The sequence below is a fragment of the Paenibacillus sp. FSL R5-0701 genome (assembly GCF_037973995.1).
Taxonomy (GTDB): Bacteria; Bacillota; Bacilli; order Paenibacillales; family Paenibacillaceae; genus Paenibacillus.
Map to the genome: position 1 here is coordinate 6564714 of NZ_CP150230.1, position 19443 is coordinate 6584156.

19 protein-coding genes are annotated in these 19443 nt (G+C 47.0%); 1 reads left to right on the forward strand and 18 read right to left on the reverse strand.

Annotated features, from left to right (window positions below):
* Window positions 1-5: 5 nt before the first annotated feature.
* The 16 genes from MKZ13_RS28810 to MKZ13_RS28885 form a co-directional block, all read right to left on the reverse strand.
* A complete protein-coding gene (locus tag MKZ13_RS28810; RefSeq protein WP_076209723.1) occupies window positions 6-644 on the reverse strand; it encodes a ThuA domain-containing protein in 639 nt (212 codons plus the stop codon).
* Between the two features lie 42 nt (window positions 645-686).
* On the reverse strand, window positions 687-1409 hold the full coding sequence (locus tag MKZ13_RS28815; RefSeq protein WP_339180119.1) for an SDR family oxidoreductase: 723 nt from the start codon (window positions 1407-1409) through the stop codon (window positions 687-689).
* A 178-nt stretch (window positions 1410-1587) separates the two neighbouring features.
* Entirely contained in the window at window positions 1588-3087 is a 1500-nt protein-coding gene (locus MKZ13_RS28820; RefSeq protein ID WP_339180122.1) for a cobyrinate a,c-diamide synthase, read from the reverse strand.
* 206 nt (window positions 3088-3293) lie between these two features.
* The gene (locus tag MKZ13_RS28825; RefSeq protein WP_339180125.1) at window positions 3294-4124 is read right to left on the reverse strand and encodes a uroporphyrinogen-III synthase; all 831 of its coding nucleotides are present in this window, start codon (window positions 4122-4124) and stop codon (window positions 3294-3296) included.
* 131 nt (window positions 4125-4255) lie between these two features.
* On the reverse strand, window positions 4256-5458 hold the full coding sequence (locus tag MKZ13_RS28830) for an endospore germination permease (RefSeq protein ID WP_339180128.1): 1203 nt from the start codon (window positions 5456-5458) through the stop codon (window positions 4256-4258).
* 33 nt (window positions 5459-5491) lie between these two features.
* On the reverse strand, window positions 5492-5713 hold the full coding sequence (locus MKZ13_RS28835) for a hypothetical protein (protein WP_221825544.1): 222 nt from the start codon (window positions 5711-5713) through the stop codon (window positions 5492-5494).
* Window positions 5706-6905, reverse strand: coding sequence for a Ger(x)C family spore germination protein (locus MKZ13_RS28840; RefSeq protein WP_237177311.1), 1200 nt, complete (start codon window positions 6903-6905; stop codon window positions 5706-5708). The genes MKZ13_RS28835 and MKZ13_RS28840 overlap by 8 nt, the downstream gene beginning before the upstream one ends.
* Before the next feature lie 4 nt (window positions 6906-6909).
* On the reverse strand, window positions 6910-8502 hold the full coding sequence (locus tag MKZ13_RS28845; protein ID WP_221825548.1) for a spore germination protein: 1593 nt from the start codon (window positions 8500-8502) through the stop codon (window positions 6910-6912).
* Window positions 8503-8677: 175 nt separating this feature from the next.
* The gene (locus tag MKZ13_RS28850; protein ID WP_076209715.1) at window positions 8678-9013 is read right to left on the reverse strand and encodes a hypothetical protein; all 336 of its coding nucleotides are present in this window, start codon (window positions 9011-9013) and stop codon (window positions 8678-8680) included.
* 44 nt (window positions 9014-9057) lie between these two features.
* Window positions 9058-9759, reverse strand: a complete 702-nt coding sequence (locus tag MKZ13_RS28855; RefSeq protein WP_339180154.1) for a pirin family protein — start codon at window positions 9757-9759, stop codon at window positions 9058-9060.
* Window positions 9760-10056: 297 nt separating this feature from the next.
* A complete protein-coding gene (locus MKZ13_RS28860) occupies window positions 10057-10470 on the reverse strand; it encodes a DoxX family protein (RefSeq protein WP_339180156.1) in 414 nt (137 codons plus the stop codon).
* 49 nt (window positions 10471-10519) lie between these two features.
* Window positions 10520-11380: a M56 family metallopeptidase gene (locus MKZ13_RS28865; protein ID WP_339180159.1), complete on the reverse strand. Its 861-nt coding sequence runs from the start codon at window positions 11378-11380 to the stop codon at window positions 10520-10522.
* Window position 11381: 1 nt separating this feature from the next.
* On the reverse strand, window positions 11382-11798 hold the full coding sequence (locus MKZ13_RS28870) for a BlaI/MecI/CopY family transcriptional regulator (protein ID WP_221825553.1): 417 nt from the start codon (window positions 11796-11798) through the stop codon (window positions 11382-11384).
* 209 nt (window positions 11799-12007) lie between these two features.
* A complete protein-coding gene (locus tag MKZ13_RS28875) occupies window positions 12008-13471 on the reverse strand; it encodes a catalase (RefSeq protein WP_339185466.1) in 1464 nt (487 codons plus the stop codon).
* Between the two features lie 252 nt (window positions 13472-13723).
* The gene (locus MKZ13_RS28880) at window positions 13724-14530 is read right to left on the reverse strand and encodes a winged-helix domain-containing protein (RefSeq protein WP_150365790.1); all 807 of its coding nucleotides are present in this window, start codon (window positions 14528-14530) and stop codon (window positions 13724-13726) included.
* Entirely contained in the window at window positions 14506-14901 is a 396-nt protein-coding gene (locus MKZ13_RS28885; protein WP_036612807.1) for a transcriptional repressor, read from the reverse strand. Before MKZ13_RS28885 ends, MKZ13_RS28880 begins: the two co-directional genes overlap by 25 nt.
* 272 nt (window positions 14902-15173) lie before the next feature.
* Between MKZ13_RS28885 and MKZ13_RS28890 the strand changes: the two genes are divergently transcribed.
* Window positions 15174-16286: a diguanylate cyclase gene (locus MKZ13_RS28890; RefSeq protein WP_221825558.1), complete on the forward strand. Its 1113-nt coding sequence runs from the start codon at window positions 15174-15176 to the stop codon at window positions 16284-16286.
* Window positions 16287-16427: 141 nt separating this feature from the next.
* Here the strand turns inward: MKZ13_RS28890 and MKZ13_RS28895 are convergent, their stop codons facing one another.
* On the reverse strand, window positions 16428-17366 hold the full coding sequence (locus MKZ13_RS28895) for an aldo/keto reductase family protein (protein ID WP_221825561.1): 939 nt from the start codon (window positions 17364-17366) through the stop codon (window positions 16428-16430).
* Between the two features lie 155 nt (window positions 17367-17521).
* Window positions 17522-19159, reverse strand: coding sequence for a histidine kinase dimerization/phospho-acceptor domain-containing protein (locus MKZ13_RS28900; protein ID WP_339180166.1), 1638 nt, complete (start codon window positions 19157-19159; stop codon window positions 17522-17524).
* Window positions 19160-19443: the final 284 nt, after the last annotated feature.

The window sequence follows — 19443 nt, forward strand, 5'->3', positions numbered from 1 at the left end:
TCCGATCAGACGTAACGTGCAGCCCATTTGCCTGCTTGCAGAAGTAATTTACGGTACGTTTCGTGTGCAAAAGACGGCACATGGTGACCCGGCATCAGATACACAATACGTCCAACACCATATCGATGAGCCCAAACCGCAGGTTTTGGTCCATCTTCGGATTGATATTCCAGCAATATTTTCGTTTCAGCAAATGAACCAAATTCGAACTGATACGGCTCTTCTTCCATTGTGAAACTCGAAATGCCCTCCGTCACGGGATGGCTTTCGGCGGTTACAGTGAATTCAAGTGGTGCATACGCTGGGTGATGCAGGAACTTGGCACCGATCATCTGTTTGAGCTCATAACGATTTTGGAGCGAAATGCCGTTATGTATAATGACCAGTCCCCCTCCATTACTTACATAGGACAACAAACCTGCTGTCTGCTGTGGAGAGACTTTCCCCTTCCAATCGTCCATGTATGAGATACATACATCAAACCCGGTTATATTTTCTTGCAGCAGCATATTCCGATTCTCACTGCACTGCACAGTCATAGTATCATGGAAAATTCGGCTAATCTCCGCATCCACACCTTGAAGCGGGTGCCAATCCGGATGTGTATAATCGCCAAGTAGTAATGCTTTTTTACGATGATCCATTCAATCAATCTCCTTTCTTGTTCACCTCACTGTATCAATCAACTACCAGGGGAGCTTCTCGCCCTTGTAGTCCACATATGCGGGTTGATCTCCTTTAAACTGTTCATGGCGGTCGATAAGTACTGCGATATGCTGTGCAGATTGCTCGGGTGTGAGATCCGCAGAAACATCCAATTCGCCCCTCATATAACTCTGTACCCAACCGGGATGCACAAGCATCACTTGTCCGCCTTCATCCTTCAGACCATTGTGCACAAGACGGGCCTGCATGTTCAAAGCAGCTTTGGACATACAATAGGCATACCACCCATCCCGACTGCATTGCTCTATACTTCCAGCCTCGGAAGAGATATCAACAATCAGCTTGACCTGCCCTTGAAGAAGGAGGGGCAACAGGGAATGAGTCACACGCAGTGTACCTAAGGTGTTCACATTAAATACTTCAGCCATCTCCGCCATATTCAACGGCCCGCGGATATGATCCGTAATACTCCCTAGTATAGCCGCATTATTGATCAGCATATCCAAATGATTCGTATCCAGCTTCAACGTCTCCGTGAACAAAGCTACCGACAGGTCGTCCGCGATATCCAGTTCGATGGCTTGCAGATGGTCAGGATATCCTTCTGCAAGCATACGAATTCCCTCGGAATCCTCCACGTTCAGACCGGCCGCATACACGAGATACCCTCTCTTCAGCATCTGTGCCGTCAAAGCCAATCCCAATCCCCGGGCAGCTCCCGTTACACATACGGTTCTCATCATGATGTCCCTCCCTCGCATAATGATTCTGTCTTTTATTCATTCCACATATTCATCTGAAAACCTTTAATTCAGAATGGGATCGCCAACTTCACGACCAAAGACTCAGGAGGCAAAAGCGAGATTAGAGCCATTTTGCTTATTGAATTCAGCTATCTATTTGAGCTATAAAAAGCTGCTATTATCTCTGCATATATCGCTCCTGCCGATAGGCTAAACAATGTTCCACCCATCTTTGAGCGGCTGCCGGGTAAGAGCCCAGATGAACGTGCGTATACCCCGCCACGATGTTGCCTGCCGCATACCCTTCTTGCTTCAGGCCGCGCAACCCCTTGGTCTCATACGCATAAGGAATCGTTGCTTCATCACGATAGGTCATCGTGGAATAATGAAATTCATGACCCCGTAGCACTTCACCCTTTTTCAGCAAAAAGGAATCCTGAACGCTACTCGCTTCACGATAGCCAAGCGCAGCTCGCTTCTTCTGCATCTGCACCTGTGCGGGGATAATGCCCGCCATATCGAAAGTAACGCCCTCACGGTCGGTCAACGTTTCCCCGAGCACCATGTAACCACCACATTCTGCGAATAAAGGCATGTTGGATTGTGCTGCCTGTCGAAGTCCTTCCAAGAACCCTTGGTTACCGGCAATCTCTGCTGCAAACTCCTCTGGAAACCCGCCGCCCAAATAGATGCCATCCACATCTGTTGGAATACCTTCGCCAGCGAGCGGACTAAAGTATTGTAATCGCGCCCCGGCTGCTTCGAGCAATTCCAGATTATCGGGATAATAGAAATTAAATGCCGCATCGCGCGCAACGGCAATGACAGGCTGTACCGCATATGATACATGTCGATTATTAACGTGGATCACTGAATCGAATTGCGAATCGTAATTCGAGCCTGATTCAGCATTATCCGAATCCGCGTGGGTAGTAGCGGCAAGACTCCCTTTTTCTTGTTGAAGCGACGGGGCGCTTGCTGCCAGCTCCAGCAGAAGATCCAGATCAGTGCCTTCCATTAACACATCGGCTGCACGTTGGAATAATGGCTCCAGTTCACCGCGCTCAATGGCAGGCACCAGTCCCAGATGTCTCTCAGGGATGGACATGTCCTCGTCCCGCTGCAGCCAGCCAACCACCGGAATGCCGCACATCTGCTCAATGGCTTTTTTCACAATGGTGTAATGACCTGCACTTCCACACCGGTTAACGATCACTCCCGCAATATTTAATTCAGGCTCCAAATGTTGAAAACCCAGTACAATCGCGGCCGCACTGCGAGCCATGCTTCGTACATCCACGACCAGGATCACAGGGGTCTGCGTGACCAGAGCAATCTCTGCAGTTGAGCCTGTATTGCTAAGCGGATCTTTGCCATCGTAGAGGCCCATAACGCCTTCGATAATGGATATATCATGTCCTGCCGATGCCTTCTCGAACGTATCTCTCACATACTCAGGCGATGTCATCCATGCATCCAGATTACGTGACGGTCTGCCCGTGACTGCGGTATGATATGTCGGATCAATATAATCCGGGCCGCACTTGAACCCTTGTACACTCAAGCCACGCTGAGCGAGTGCTCTCATCAGCCCCAAGGTTACTGTCGTTTTTCCTGCACCACTCCCGGTGCCTGCAATGATCAGTCGAGGCCTGGCGTTACGATCTGCAATGGTCATCGTCATTTCCACCTTTTCTTCGAGATAAGAAAAGCTTCTGATCGAAGCACTATCAAGGATGTACATTGGTGTTTTAGTTGTAATGTATAAATTCTATAATCTAAACAAAACCGCATCATATAGCGATGCGGTTAAGCTTAATGCACACTCTTTATTCATGAAGCGACGCCAAAAGCTTTTTGTCGAACTGATCTAAAAGCAGGCCACTAATCTCTAATCTTAGCCCCACGCCCTGCTGCAAAGTAACGTCCAAGCTCAACGATGAGTGCTCCCATCTTCTCTTCCTCCGGAATGACCAGTGCCTCAATGCCTTCTTCTCGCATGGAGTTTGCTGTAACTTTACCTACAGACGCAGGAATTACACCTTGTCTGAAGGCTGCAAGCATCGGCTCAAGCTTGTCCTGGGAGGCTGCATATTGGGTCAGAAATCTGACCTGCGGTCCACTTGTGAACGCAACAGCATCTACTTCGAAATTTAGAATTTCATTCAGTAACTGTTCCAGCTCTGTCTCTTCTGGCGGTACATGGCGGTAAGGAAGCACTTGTCTGACGAGTGCGCCTTGTTCTTCCAACCATGCGACAAGTTTGGGAGCTGTCTCCCCATGAAGCTGCAACATCACCTTTTTCCCTGCGAGATCATGTGGGGCGAATTCTCGAATGAGCCCGTCCGTGCTACCGTCATCATCTCGTACCAGTGGTGTTAACTTGCGCTTTTTGAGCGCATTCACCGTCTTGTATCCCCTTGCCGCAATTGAGGATTCCGATAATACATCCAACAATTGGCCTGCCACTTCCATATCCTCAGCCATTTCAAACAACGCATCCAATCCCATACCCGTAGTTAATACCGCCCAGTCTGGCGGGTCTGAGATCCAGGATACCAGCCCGTCCCTGATACTCCGGTCATCCAGAAATACGGTCCCCTGTGCCGGTCGCACAAGCGGGATTCCACCCATTTTTTCAACCAGTACGGACATTTCTTTCGATTTTCGTGGTCCTGTCAATGCTACACGCACACCTGCCAAATGTTGAGCCATTCATGTTCCCCCCCGTTAGTTCAGCCGAATGTTCATCAGTCTGACTACAGTATACAGGGTACTTCTGTGAAGGGGAACTGTGCTTTCCCTCTTTTTGCCCGTTCATCTATAAGGATTTTTGATGGAATGCATCAGGAAGGCTGGAGTTCCCCACCATGAGAATCTTTCCGCCTTTTCTCTCCGTCCTTCTCCGAATCAGCCGATTTTTGTTCCGGCTCATGCTTCTCTTTCTTTGACTGGTCTCCCGTTCTCTGTTGGGTAGATTCTTTTTTATCCTTTTTGCGAGGACGAAGAAAAAGGAACAGCACAATGGGGAACAGCGCTTCGAAAACAATAGCAATCCATGTCCATTCCCGGGTAAAACGATTAAGCTGAATCGCGTTTCGGAAGAACCAGAAAGCACATACGAATCCAACCAAGGCCACCGGGCCTGTCATCATCTTTCCCGACACTTTCGGAATCATCCGCTTCAGTCCCCAGCAGACAAAGTATAGATCAAATGCAATCTTCGTAATCATGGTTGGCATGGTTGCTGCTGCCAGCGCAAGGTCAAACCGGTCCAGAAAATCACTGATTTGCAGCTGCCTTGCCAGTTCATAGGATGGGTATACGAGTCTGGAAGCAATAGGGACTCCGATCGCAGTTATCGTCTCCACAAGGATAAGCATCATTAGGAGTGCAGAGATGATAATTCCCCATAGAACCGACTTGAAACGAAAATCACTACCCTTGATGACAAACGGCAATGCAATCATCTCTCCATAAAACGAAAATATGTACCAACTCCCCTTGCCTACTCCTGCAACATCAACATGAAAATACGGCATGAGATTATCCATATTTACCTGCTGAATAAGCATGAAAGGTATAATCAACGAGATCAGCAGAAACAGCATAACATACAATTCCGCCATTCCGATTAAGGAACCGAGTCCGCCTCGAACGATAAAGACGCCCATGATCACCAGAGATAATACAATGATGGAAATGGGTGTGTTCTCCAGTAGCGTTATACTTATATAGTCACCTGATAGTCGGATGTCTCTTGCAAACACGAAGAAAAAAAATAGAATGTACAGAAATCCCATTACTCTCCCCAAAAACGGGAATCGCTGAACAATGGATTCGAACAGATCCTGATTGGGAAATCGTCGCTGGACCCGACTTATTAACCATAGAGATATTATCATCACAAAAACAACGGGCACATACGAGAGATAAGCATGCTGCTCCGCGTAGAAAATGGCCTGAGCGTGGGGCTGAATCAGCGTACCTGTAATACTGAGTATCAGCACGAGCAGCACAACCTGCCGATGGGTCACACTCTGATTCATACAATACCTCCTTTCCGTCAGTTAATCTGCAATCTATGGTAAAGGTAAAAATCGCTGAATAACGTGGCTTATCCATACTGTGACATAAAGCGTCTTACTCAAGTGAGTGACATAGAACCAAATGACCGTTCCCAATGCAATCAGACCATAGGATATCCAGCGATTAATGGCTGCTGCCTGCTTCATATGTCTGAAATCCATCAAGATGACCACAATTGCCATGCCCAGATAGGTAAACAAAAGCGGTTTAATCATGTACGACCTCCTCCTCCACGACACCGATCGGTTTGTTGATCACTCCTACATTTTCAATAATGACATGGGGAATAACGGTTACCTCAACTTCAGGATAAATGACTTCCCATCGATCCTTCATCTTGTCCCATTCGGCCGGCAGGTGCTGATGGATAGATCGACCGATTCCAAGAATATCGGCACGATACTTCTGCTGGACCAATCGGATGCCTTCCTCAATATCTGACTTTATTTTCTTGTGGATGGCGTCATTTATCTTTAATATCTCATCCTCCCGCCGGTCACCGTAATTCGATTCGTTATCGACGATAACTCCCTTGGCGTATAATTGAATGTTTACCTTAACCTTGTCATTCTTGACACTGGGATGCAGCGAAGAATTGTTCTCGTTCAGTTTAATGAATATATCTCCTTCTCCCCCTGGAGCCTCGACCATAACCTCTGGTGCATTGGCCTCACCCATGGCCAGAATTAGTGCATCTGCTGGTGCTTTATCGATCATGCCTACCAGCTTGTCTTTCTTGAAAATGGCCAATCCATCCATCTTGATGTTCGTTTTGGGGTCCTTCCAGTTTTTGGGCACAGTGTCAACGACCGAAGCTATGGGCAGAAAAGGATCTACGCCTTCGCTAAGAATGGAATCTATAAACGTCTTGAGCGAGCGGGGATTTCGCATATTTAAAAAACACAATTCCCGTACCATCTCAGATGGAAATTTTTCTATGGGTGCATCAGTATCCATGACCTTATATGCTTCTCCTCTTGTCACAACCGGCAACGCTGAGAAACGATTGAGCGGATAACGTGTCATCAAATCCAGCATAGGGGCAACGCCCTCCCTCGCCAAATCCTCACCGATTAGCAGAGTACGCCGATGAGCGTAATATATTCTGCGTGAGAGCGCCTTTTGCCCTTCAAGAGATGTTCCGTGAAAGGTTTTGGCTGTATTGGACAATATGAACCAGGATTTATCACCACTTGTGCCCCCTCCTCCTCCTTCACTACCCGAAGAACCAGATTGTCCTGGAAGAGCAATCTGCAGACTGGATCTGTAGTTTTGTTCCTCCTTATCCACAGCGATACCAATTACAAAGGCAACATCATTTATTTCCTCTCGATCCCAGCAACCTGAAATGAGAGAGGTACATAACAACAGGGCTATAACTGCCCGGTATTTATACATAAATTGCATGGGTTTACCACCCTTCCTCTGCTTCGGGGGAACCATTGATCTTCTCATTCATCCGTTTATGGTTATCATGGACGGTAGATGGACGATTGATCATTTTCCACCACGGCACACGAATGAGAATATCCTTGGTATCCGTTTTGCTGTATGGGCTAAGACCCGACAGATAAGGCACACCAAATGAGGTCATCTGGGTCAGATGCACCGAAATCAGGACCAGACCGATCACGATGCCATACAGTCCGAACATGCCAGCCAGTAACATGATTGGAAAACGCAATAGACGAACGGTAATCGCAAAATTAAACCGCGGAATCGTAAAGGAAGCGATACCTGTCATGGATACGATAATAACCATTGGTGCAGATACAATCCCTGCCTGAACGGCTGCCTGCCCAATTACAAGCGCACCCAAGATACTGACGGCCTGCCCTACCGTTTTCGGTAACCTGACTCCTGCTTCACGAAGTGCCTCGAAGGAAAGCTCCATGATAAGAGCCTCTACCAGTGCCGGAAAAGGGATGGCTTCCCGCGCCCCGGCAATACTCAGTATCAAAGTGGTTGGCAGCATGTCCTGATGAAATGTCGTAATAGCGATGTAAAGCGCTGGCAGAAATAGAGCGATGGCTACGAACAAAAATCGAATCCAACGCACCAGATTACTGATGAAGAATCGTTCGTAATAATCCTCGCTGGCTTGCAGCATCTGCCACATTGTGACTGGAGCAATCAACGCAAAGGGAGTACCATCTACCATAATGGCAAACCGCCCTTCCAACAGATTGCCTGCTACCGTATCCGGACGCTCCGAGTAGTGCATTTGTGGAAAAGGAGAATACGGATGATCCTCAATTAACTCCTCGATATACCCACTCTCCAGGATGCCGTCGATTTTTATTTTTTCCAGACGTTTCTTGACATCCTGAATCGTTTTAGGATCAGCTATATCCTCCAGATAGGTTAGAACGATATCGGTCTTGGTATCTGTGCCAAGGGTCATACTCACGATCTTGAGAGAGGGTGTTTTCAGCTTGAACCGCAATAAGGCCGTATTTACACGGAGCGTCTCGGTAAATCCCTCCCGCGGTCCCCGAATCACGGATTCTGTCTGCGGTTCCTCCACACCACGTCTGACGCCGCCTTTGACATTGAACATCCAGGCTTCGCTACTTCCATCGACCACCAGAAGTGCGGAGGATGCCAGCACCCCTTCTGTCGCAGCAGCCCAGGTATCCACTCGCTTCACCTGTGTCAGCTCAACACGTGTATCATCCAAAGGAACATCAGGTTCATCTGTACGCTGCTGCACCAGCCCTCGAATAATCGGACGCAGCATGTGTTCCTGGATATCAGCCGAATTAACAATGCCTTCGATATAGACGAGAAGTCCTTTCACTTCAGGCGTAATCATGACGTTGCGAAAAACCACATCCGAGCAATCGGAGAATATCTCCTTCACCGCTTGAATCTGAGTTTCATGTACTGCACTAATCGGCTGCCGCAGAAAAGGCGGGGACGGCAGTCCCAAAGGGATATGTTTTTTTTCTGAAGTTCTTCCCGATTGCCGGGACTTGTCTTTACCAGATGTTTTGTCCGCCATATGCCGCCCCTCCGTTCTTGTTTTTATACAAGGTAGCTTGTGCCAGACAGCAGGGAATTATGTGGTCTTTTTTGCAAAATTACGATTAAATCCTCTGAGTTTTCAGACAGCAAAAAAGGCCTCTGTATTTAACAGAGACCTCTGGGATGTTCCAAGTTCTATCGTTACTTACACGTTAATCCGCAAAATAATCTTCAGGCACATAACGAATCTCCGACTTCGCATAGATGCTTAGCGTGTGACTCTCCCTATCGTACACAACCCGTTCACCATCTACGTAGTACCAGTGTTTCAAAAGGGGCTGATCCTTGCGTTGGACGAAGCGAAATACGTTCAGTTCCTGTCTAAGCTCCATAATCTGTTCCACCATCTGCTCGTCCAGACCCGTAACGGTAAATATGAAGCCTGTACCCTCCTGTTGGAACCGATAGGACAGGGAATCTGTTTTGCTATTAGCTAATCCTCGCCCGGTCACCGCATGTTTAACCATAAACCATTCCTGTTGCGCCATACGTGTATATCCTCCTTCATCTTGGAGTTCATTTCATCAGTCATCTACGGCAAATCAATAATCATATAGAACGTATCTTCGTTTCCTTGCAGTTCGATTGAATCCCGCTGTTTCACACGAGCCGTGTCGCCTTCGTTCAACAGGTACTCTCCATCCAATCCCAGCTTGCCTTCGATGGAGAAAATGTACATTCGGCGGCCTGCATCCTGATTAAAGGTTAACGTTTCGTCTTTGGCTAATCGGCCAAGGTAGATCGTCATATCCTGATGAATGGTCGCAACTCTTGGTCCCCCATCTGGGGATACAATCGGCACGAGTGCTCCTGCCAATGCCGCTGGATCAAATGATGTCGTCTCATAGGAGGGCTCCAACCCTTTGGTCTGTGGCATGAACCAGAGTTGAAGCAAACGTACTTCTTCGGTATCGGATGCATTATGTTCGGTATGAATCATGCCACTGCCTGCTGACATCCGCTGGATACCGCCAAAGCCTGTAACGGCTACATTCCCAAGGTTATCTTCATGTCGCAACTTGCCGTTCAGTACGATCGATACAATCTCCATATCACTATGCGGGTGAACTCCAAAACCGCGACCAGGCGCGATCACATCGTCGTTCGCTACCCGCATCGGTCCAAACGCCGTATTCTCCGGGTCTTGGTATTCTCCGAAAGAAAAGCTGTGACTACCACGGAGCCAGCCTCGATCGAAGCTGGAGCGGGCATCGGATGGAATGACGTTAATCATAAAATGCATCCTCCTTATTTTTTCTTAGTAGCATACTTATTCTCATTGTACCAAACCAAAGGCATGTCGTCCAAACAAGGTGAAACGGCTGTCGCCGTCCTCTCGCGGCTCAGCGTGTTTCATTCCGAAGAAATATAGATAAAGAATGGCGAAATGATATACTTTCCTATATTTCAAAAAAAGTTCTCTACTGATCAGCCCGGTTCGCAAATCAATTCCCGAACCGGCCTGGCCAATAAAGAACCTCGTTACAGGACTAATCCTGCATTTCATTATTTGTAGCAATCGTTAGTCCATTCAAGCACTCACATTCTGGCGAACGTTCCCCTGTCTGGAGAACAGATAATCCACGGCCAGGAAGCGGCTTCCTGTGAAGAGCAGTGTCACGGAACCCGCCAGTAGCAGGTAATCTAACTCGGTACCACTCAGGAACGGCTCACCCACTTTGGCTGTAAACAGAACGCCAACCATCACGATGGCAAACAGGGCAGCAAACACACGTGTTCCCAGACCCAGAATCATCGCTGCACCACCTACCAACTCAATGATGGCTACAACGGATGCAAGAAATCCGGGAATACCAATACTTTCGAAAAAACCTACCGTACCGCTGATTCCACCTTCGAATTTACTCCAGCCGTGCAATACAAAGATCAAACCAATCATAATCCTTGAGAAAAGTAATCCAATCTCTACACTTTTATTATTCATGTTCATCTTCCTTTCTCATTATATTCGACTTCACTTTAGCCAAATTAATCTATCCGATCGACCAAACAAACAAGATAGACAGCAATAGAAAAACAGTAGCCGACATGAGAACAGCATAACGTGGCAACCTCAACGTCACGTCCTGTTCCGGGTCCAGCAGACGTGAAATTCGGACATTCACCGACGTATCCGCAAATGAGGATTGAACGGTCAGTTCTGTGGCCCCCCAAGGTTCAGGACAAGCGCGGAGCAGCTTGAGCAAAGCACTGCCAATGCCTGCCACATTGCCTGTACGCTCAATGGCCTCATTGTCTGCCAGAATTTCTCTAACGATATTGTAATGTTTCGAAGTATGCTTCAATACGGGAATATACGGCATCATGATTGCAAATACCGATAACAGTGTCGTTTTCAGTGGGTCACGGTGCCACAGATGATGGACTTCGTGGTACACCACTGCTGTCTCCTCTTCTGCATCCAGCATCGTCAGAAGCCCCGTGGAGAGTACGATGCAAGGTCTCCATAGACCAATTGTAAATGCAGCCGGAGAATGCTTGTCCACTACAATGAATCCTGGCTGTCCAAGATGGTGATACTTGGACTCCAGTTCGCGAGACAATGCACGCACCTCCATGGAGCGGAGCTTACGTACGGCTGCTCTGGTTTTCATCATACGCACCATTAGCAACCAACCTGTTCCCGCAAATGTCAGCAATACCAGTGCCAGCAGGAAATGTCCCACGGATAACCAACCCAGTCGACTCATCCAATGATTACAGAGCCAGAGCAGGTTAAACGGGATATCCCAGCCAAAAATTTTGTACATCGCGTACATGAACATCTGCATGAACACGAGTAACGGAATGCCAAACCCGACGGTAAACAAAAGTTTCGAGCGGGTCTTCCACATCTTAATCGGTATCCTTTTTCCATTGTTTGATCTTCTGTTCCAAGCGTTCAATCAGACCCGCATCTGCTTCATCCAGCGCATCCAGCATATGATTCAATGCCAAAGCTCCGAATTCATCCACCAACTCATGTGACAGTTCCTTGGATTGGTCGTTCATAAACTCCTCCTTACTCTGTACCGGTTGGTACAAAGATGTTCTGCCCTTTTGTGACTTTCCGAGAAGTCCCTTGTCTACGAGCCGGTTCATCACGGTCATGACTGTATTAAAATTGACGTCTTTGTCTTGTTCAAGTGCGGTCTGCACTTCACGGATGCTGCTGCCAGGACGAGCCCATAAAATGTCCATGATCTTGGCCTCCAGCGGACCGAAAAATCGGTTGAGCCCACGCTCACCCACTTTGAAATTGTGTATTCTCATTTTCTGACACCCCTCACACTACCCATTGTAGTGCCAACAAATGAGAAGTCAACCTCTATGTCAGCTATTTTATGTAAATGATTTGTAAATTTGTTTTCCATTGCAGTAAAAAAGGTTAAAGACCGGGAAATTCCGCACGTTCACGGTTTTCCCGGTCTTCAACGAATATCAGTCAGTATGATGTTGTGAGTATAAGTTCAAACTGCAATTTATTTTCCATCCTGTGACGGCATATGTGCAGAAATATCCACGCCGAGTCCATGAGCCAAACGTCCGCCAAGCTGTCCATCCGCCCGGAAGAAGTGGCACAGGGCACGCATTTGAATATCAACAGATACGCCCTTAAGGTCATTGATCAGATTATCCAGCAAATGCTGCTGCTCTACAGGAGTGAATGAACGGAAAAGCTCCCCTGCCTGCGTATAATCATCCGTCTTCTCGATTTTCTCTCTTGTAACGTGTCCTTGCAACGGAACCTGACTGTCCCGGTATGCCGGATCTTCCTGCGGGCTGTTCCCGGAACTGTTGGGTTCATAGTTCACCGGGGATGGGTCCTGATTCACATTCATGAGTCCATCACGCTGATGATTACGAACGGGTGCGTACGGGCAATTCACCGGAATTTGTAAATAGTTCGTTCCAAGCCGGTGCCGCTGTGTATCTGGGTAGGAGAATAGGCGTCCTTGCAGCAATTTGTCTTCGGAAGGCTCAATTCCAGGTACAACCGCACTAGGAGAAAACGCAGCCTGCTCCACTTCAGCAAAGAAGTTTTGCGGATTACGATTCAGGGTCATGGTTCCTACCGTATGGAACGGGAGTACATCCTCAGGCCAGGTCTTCGTAGGGTCGAGTGGATCAAAAGCAAAATCATCCATCTGTTCAGGCTTCATCAGTTGCACTTGAAGCTTCCACTGCGGGTATTGCCCGTTCTTGATATGTTCACGCAGATCACGGGTAGCATGGTTAAAGTCTTGGCCCTGTACTTCGGCAGCTTCCTGACGAGAGAAGCCTCGGACCCCTTGGGCAGACTCCCACTTATACTTCACATAGTGGACCTGTCCCTGTGCATTGATCCATTTGAAAGCATGTACGCCGAATCCATCCATCTCCCGATAACTTGCCGGTGTACCCAGGTCAGAGAATAACCAGGTCATCATATGGGTTGATTCCGGCGAGAGGGTCATAAAGTCCCAATAGCGAGCTGGGTCCTGAATGTTGGTATCCGGAGCTGGCTTCAGGGAGTGAACCATGTCAGGGAACTTTATCGCATCACGAATGAAGAAAACGGGCAGATGGTTGCCTACGATATCATAGTTGCCTTCACGTGTGTAGAATTTGACGGCGAATCCACGCGGATCTCTTGCGGTCTCTGGTGATCCCGTACCATGAATAACGGTCGAAAACCGCACCAGCACATCGGTCTCCGTACCCGGATCTTGCAGGAAGTCCGCTGTTGTATAAGCCTTCATACTTTGCTCCAGCGTGAATACACCATGAGCTCCGGCACCTCTCGCATGTACGACTCTTTCGGGAATACGTTCACGGTCAAAGTGGGCTATTTTCTCAATGAGATGGTAGTCTTCAAGCAGTGTTGGCCCTCTTCTGCCTGCTGTGCGGGAATTCTGGTTGTCACCTACAGGTGCTCCCTGATTCGTAGTCATACGTTCTGTCATCATGTCGTCCTCCTCTAATGGGTCTTACGGCTGTTATATATCTACTATTAAAATCATATTCGGCTTCGGTTTAAATATACATTTAGACTTGATCTAACTGTTAAATTGATTCTAACATGTCCCTCTCTGCTCTTGCATGAGGTTCACATGAGATTAAGATGAGGTTCTCCAACACTTCATGAATGAACTATGAACTTGCTTTTAAGGAAGTGATCCGGATTTACTATATCCATTAGGCAAAAAAAAAGCGGACTAATCCGCCAGGCGGTAGCCCACTCCTCTTACAGTGACAATATATTGCGGCGAAGATGCGTTATCGCCCAATTTTTTACGCAAGCTTTTGATATGAACATCGACCACATTGCTTCCACCCGTAAAGTCCGTCTCCCAGATATCGCTGAGCATCTCCTCACGGGAAATGACTGCACCTTTGGCATCAATCAGCTTGAGTAACAGATCATATTCGGTCTTGGTTAGATGAATCCGGTTATTATCGCGCTGTACACTCATCCGTTCACGGTCGAGCCACAGATCCTTAAATCCGATACGGTGCCCTTCCTCAGGCAAAAAACCACGGTTGGGCAGAGCAGGACTGTTACCAATCATACGCTGCACCCGGTAAAGTGCTTCCTGCGGGCGTGCAGGCCACACCAGCAATTCCTCCTGAAGCATCGGTCCACTCGCACTGCCGATCATCTTCTCACCAACCAGATACAGACAAGGGGTTGTATGCTCAGCCTCACGATTCAATCGGCTGCTAATGCCGGCAAATGCATCGATCGTTCCGGCAACAGACAGGTCATAGATCAACAGATCAAAGACAAGACGCTCATGCAGATCTGGTTCCCAGCGATGAAAGACCAGTACATCAAAGCAGCTATCCGTTAAGGCTTTTACCAGTTCATGAACCTGCCCCGGCATCGGGCTGATCAGAATAACACGCCGTGTAACAGGACAATTGTCAACAAGAGGTGCCGAGTCGGACAAGGCTGGTTTAACCCTAAGGGGTAAACGGCGGCCAGGCAGTTTTATTTTTACTTGATCCGTTTGTTTCTGCATTCCCCGCAGACACCTCCAAAGACCACATGAGCATGATCGATTGCATATCCGGTTTCTTCAGCTACCTGTTTCATCCATTGTGGAGGAACCTCTGTCATTACCTCATCCACTTTGCCGCACACTTCACACATGATGTGCTGATGATCATCCATACGGGCATCGTATCGGCTTGCTGTCTCTCCGAGTTTAAGTTCCCGTATCAATTCTTTGTCCGTCAGATAACGAAGAGAATTATACACCGTACCATAGGCCAGATTATATCCTTGTTCTACGAGTCGATTCATGACATCTGCAGCTGTCGGGTGATCCTCTGAATGGCGCACCACATCATATACTGCTTGCCGTTGTATCGTCAGATTTAAAGTTCTCACAACCATTTCTCCTTTATTATTGATCCATTTTATATGAAATCAGACACTGATCTTCTACTTATGATGGTCTTCCCAAAAAGAAGGAATACATTTTGATTTAGATTAAGTATAAATCTCATTGCATATTGAAGTCAATATCACCCTAACATCCTGTATATGTAAATAAAACATCTTTCCCAGCAATCCCCTCATAAATTTGGGATAATATGGTTCGCTACAGCACCGCTTTTCAGATAAAATATAGGGATGTGCGTAAAAAGGGGGAATGTCGGTTGTTTAGCACTTTTTTCATTAATATCTGTGTCATGATTACGTTTATGTATGTGTCCGGGATCATCGCGAAGTTCTATAGTATCCGATTGCCTTTTCCCTCGTTACGTGTTCAGTTGATCGGCGGCTTATTATTCGGTATATATGGCACAGTACTCATGAACTACTCCTTCCCTTTGAACGAGACTACAATTGTAGATCTACGGCATCTGGCCATCGTTACCGCAGCGGTATATCTGGGAGGACTGGCTTCGATCGTTACGGGACTCATGATCTCGGTCCTTCGGATTCTGATGTTTGGCATATCTTCCTCTGCCATAGATGCAGGATTTGTCATGACTCTGATTGGACTGTCCGGTGTATACTTCGCCTATGCTTCCTGGTCCAGACTGACCAAAATCATTACGATGAATCTGCTCGGCATTACGTTAATCTTTATCATCCTTATGTTGAACACGGACAGCATGAATTCATTAATGAAGATCTATCCGTTACAAATGACCATTTCCTTTGCCGGTGGATTATTTATCTATTTCATCGCAGAACTCATCAATAAATCCAATGAAATGTTATTTCTATTGGAAAAAAGAGCATCTACCGATCATCTTACCAACCTGAGCAATCGACGACAGTTCGAAAAATCACTTCAACTGGAACTCCAGCGTGCGCGGGATTACCAACAGAAGCTTTCCTTGCTTGCCATTGATATTGACCGATTCAAAAAGGTGAACGACACCTATGGTCATTCCGCCGGCGATGCGGTCCTGAAGCAACTTGGACAACTGCTCGTTGAGCATGCACGTTCTGCTGATATCGTATCACGAAACGGTGGGGAAGAATTCGCCATTCTCTTGCTCGACTGTGGACACCGTCAGGCCGTGGCTACCGCCGAATCTATACGACAGGCTGTAGAGAAATACCATTTTGCTCTACCCGACGGGCACACCACACGTCTAACCATCTCCATTGGTGTAGCCGTGTATCCCGATCATTGTGATGATCATGACGATGACGATTTCTTCGAACAGGCCGATCGTGCGTTATATGAAGCGAAGAATACAGGGCGTAACCGTGTGTGTGCCTTAACTTTTCGTTCCTTGCCTCTTACACATTAAAGTAATATCTAACCGGTAAATAAACTAACCTTTCACCGTTCTCCCAAAAAAGGGATGTCTCGTTCGCCTATTCAGGCGCACAGGACATCCCTCTTTTTATGGATCATCACATATCATCTCAGCTTGTGTGCTGACAGGAGATCAAGCAAGGATGCTCTCAATCTCCTCGATAATGGCAGCATCCAGCTTCACACCAGATGCAGCTGCGTTCTCTTTTACCTGCTCGGGACGACTCGCCCCTACAAGTGCACTGGATACATTGTTCTGGCGCAGAATCCAGGCAAGGGCCAGTTGGCCAACCTTCAGATCCAGCTTGTCCGCCACTTCAATCAGCTGACGAACTTTCCCGATACGATCCGCATTGATCTTTCCTTCGTCCCATCCTAGCTTGGCAGCACGGCTATTCTCTGGGATATCGGAAACGGACGTATATTTCCCGGTCAATAGACCTTGAGCAAGCGGGGAGTATACAACTTGTCCAATGCCTTTGCGCTCGCCGAGCGGAATAATCTCATTTTCGATATAACGGTCAAACATGTTGTACACCGGCTGATTGACCACGATATGATCGAGGAGCAGACGATCTGCTGTACCTAACGCATCTTCCATCTGAGCTGCAGTCCACTGGCTGACGCCTACATATAACACTTTGCCTTGACGTACCAGATCATCAAGCGCGCGAAGTGTTTCTTCGATTGGTGTTTCAGTATGATAACGATGGCAGTAATAGATATCCACATATTCAACGCCCAGGCGCTTCAAGCTGGCTTCACATTGCTCCTTGATATGTTTGCGAGACAACCCCTGGTCATTCGGACCATCACCCATTTTGCCAAATACTTTGGTTGCAAGTACATAAGAGTCACGGGAGTACGCTTTGAGCGTCTGTCCAAGCAGTTCTTCTGCTGCACCCCGTTCATATACATTGGCAGTATCAAAAAAGTTAATGCCTTCATCAAATGCAGTTTCAATTGATTTCACCGCATTTTCACGTTCCACATACCCTCCGTACGTCAGCCAGCTTCCCAGGCTGATCTCGCTTACTTTCAGTCCGCTTCCACCTAATCTGCGATAATCCAATGTACATCCTCCTCTGTGGTTATAAAGATGAAGTTCACTTTCTATTGTAACGTAACCAGCTCGGAATAAAAGGGCTTTGCCTCAGAAAATGGAAAATGAAAAGAAACGCACCCATAACAGGTGCGCCGAATAAAGATTTGTCTTCTGATCATGATTTAAGGCAAAGTAATACTCAATGCATTCAACAGATCAGCCTGTCTGACTGGCTTCGTCAGGACAGCATCAAAGGCTTCTGCTTCATGCAATTCAATGTGTATACCATAAGGAACAAGAACAATGACGGGCAGATCCTCCAGTCGCTGTTTCAGTTCTTGTACAAAATCGACCGCGCCGCCTTCCAGTAATCCCATATCCACAACGGCTACATCAGGCATGAATCCTTCGTTGATCCAATCATGCGCTAATGTCAGATTCGAGGTCATGTGTACATCCATCTCCCACCTACGCATCAGGGAAGAGACGCCTTGCAAAATGTCAGGGTCTTTGGCAAGTAACACCTTTTTCCCTTTTAACCGTTGCTGAACACTTGCGAGTTGAGGTAACTCCCAGTATCTGCGTAACGGAAGGGATATGTTGAATTCCGTCTCATTTTCCTTCACACTGCTCACCTGAATACGGCCATGCATGAGAATGGCAAGATTCTGGCTTACAGCCAGACCCAGATTACTTCCAATCAGTTTTTGGATATTCAACTTCTCTTCTTGGCTGTTAAAGGTTTGCATCTTCTTATCCGATAACGTCTGACCTGTGTAATTCACCTTGAGCAGAAGTGTACCCGTCTCTTCGGTGTCTTCTCCGTTCACCACTGCCGTGATCAGGACGGAGCCCTCACGCGTTGAATCGAGAGCGTATTGAATGACATGTGCAAGCAGCTGTCCGATCTTGATCTCATCACCAACGAATACTTGCGACACATTCAGCTCCAGATTCAATCCCAGCTCAATGTTCTTGCCAGCCGCAATTCCCGCATAAAGATAGACCGTATTCTCAATTGTACCTACCAGATCGAAAGGATCATCATGTATAACCGTTTTACCTGCCTCATTGATGTTGAAATTCATCATATTGTTCAACAAAGTAAGCAGAATATTGCCGCTCGTCTCAATCATATTCACATATTCTGACTGCTCCTCAGGCATATCCGGTGTACGTATCAGATCAGTCAGTCCCAGAATGCCGTTCAACGGATTGCGAATCTCATGACTCATCAGCTTGAGCATCTGTGATTTGGTCATGGCCTCCGATTCAGCTCGTTCTTTCTCTGCCTGGAGCTGCTGTTGCATTTGTTCCGAATCACTCAATTTACGCTCCTGAAGATGCAATGTGCTCTCCAGGTCCACAACATAGCCAAGGAATACGGCCATCGCCTTCAGCGTCTTCATGTCGGTTTCACTGATTACATAATCAGGATTATCCATCAGACAGATGGTCCCGAATGTTTCGCCAGATCTTCGCATGATGGGCACGCCCACGAAGAAACGATTGCCGAGCCCACTCGTGACATCCATGAATCTTGTCATCGGATGTTCACATGTATTCTGGATTGTAAGGTTCTCATGTTTATCTTTTAATACCAAGCTGCAGTAAGAATCTTCAAATGGAAGTTCGCTACCTTTTACAATCAATTCTTCCTTGCGATTGAACGCCTCCAGAATGACATTCGTCAAACCGTCATTCGTAGCAACAAAGATGGTATTAACCTTCAATATACCACTTAGTACGTCTACAATATGGGCCGCAGCTTCCTTTATATCTTCATAGAAGCCTCTCGTAATGCCTTCTGCCGTCCCCATGATCCACCCCTTTTATCTTAGCTGCACTATCTAATCTGTAGATCATAATTGTGTAATCACGTACAAGGGTTCATCAAAAAATCCGAATAGCTGTCACAATCTATACTTATATGATTAACACCGTAGCTGTATAAGAGAATCATACTTCCTGTTTATTGCCCATTTGCGGTCAAAACAGTTCTTAAACGGATGGATTAACAAACGAAAAATTATGGCAAAACGCCTTTTCAGATTGATTAAAGTCCATCTTGTCCAACTTCGGATATTATCCTTGCAGGATAACT

Bases quoted from the DNA above. Each gene is read 5' to 3' on its own strand.
- MKZ13_RS28810 (WP_076209723.1), bottom strand. From the start codon at position 644: ATGGATCATCGTAAAAAAGCATTACTACTTGGCGATTATACACATCCG.
- MKZ13_RS28815 (WP_339180119.1), bottom strand. From the start codon at position 1,409: ATGATGAGAACCGTATGTGTAACGGGAGCTGCCCGGGGATTGGGATTG.
- MKZ13_RS28820 (WP_339180122.1), bottom strand. From the start codon at position 3,087: ATGACCATTGCAGATCGTAACGCCAGGCCTCGACTGATCATTGCAGGC.
- MKZ13_RS28825 (WP_339180125.1), bottom strand. From the start codon at position 4,124: ATGGCTCAACATTTGGCAGGTGTGCGTGTAGCATTGACAGGACCACGA.
- MKZ13_RS28830 (WP_339180128.1), bottom strand. From the start codon at position 5,458: ATGAATCAGAGTGTGACCCATCGGCAGGTTGTGCTGCTCGTGCTGATA.
- MKZ13_RS28835 (WP_221825544.1), bottom strand. From the start codon at position 5,713: ATGATTAAACCGCTTTTGTTTACCTATCTGGGCATGGCAATTGTGGTC.
- MKZ13_RS28840 (WP_237177311.1), bottom strand. From the start codon at position 6,905: ATGCAATTTATGTATAAATACCGGGCAGTTATAGCCCTGTTGTTATGT.
- MKZ13_RS28845 (WP_221825548.1), bottom strand. From the start codon at position 8,502: ATGGCGGACAAAACATCTGGTAAAGACAAGTCCCGGCAATCGGGAAGA.
- MKZ13_RS28850 (WP_076209715.1), bottom strand. From the start codon at position 9,013: ATGGCGCAACAGGAATGGTTTATGGTTAAACATGCGGTGACCGGGCGA.
- MKZ13_RS28855 (WP_339180154.1), bottom strand. From the start codon at position 9,759: ATGATTAACGTCATTCCATCCGATGCCCGCTCCAGCTTCGATCGAGGC.
- MKZ13_RS28860 (WP_339180156.1), bottom strand. From the start codon at position 10,470: ATGAATAATAAAAGTGTAGAGATTGGATTACTTTTCTCAAGGATTATG.
- MKZ13_RS28865 (WP_339180159.1), bottom strand. From the start codon at position 11,380: ATGTGGAAGACCCGCTCGAAACTTTTGTTTACCGTCGGGTTTGGCATT.
- MKZ13_RS28870 (WP_221825553.1), bottom strand. From the start codon at position 11,798: ATGAGAATACACAATTTCAAAGTGGGTGAGCGTGGGCTCAACCGATTT.
- MKZ13_RS28875 (WP_339185466.1), bottom strand. From the start codon at position 13,471: ATGACAGAACGTATGACTACGAATCAGGGAGCACCTGTAGGTGACAAC.
- MKZ13_RS28880 (WP_150365790.1), bottom strand. From the start codon at position 14,530: ATGCAGAAACAAACGGATCAAGTAAAAATAAAACTGCCTGGCCGCCGT.
- MKZ13_RS28900 (WP_339180166.1), bottom strand. From the start codon at position 19,159: ATGGGGACGGCAGAAGGCATTACGAGAGGCTTCTATGAAGATATAAAG.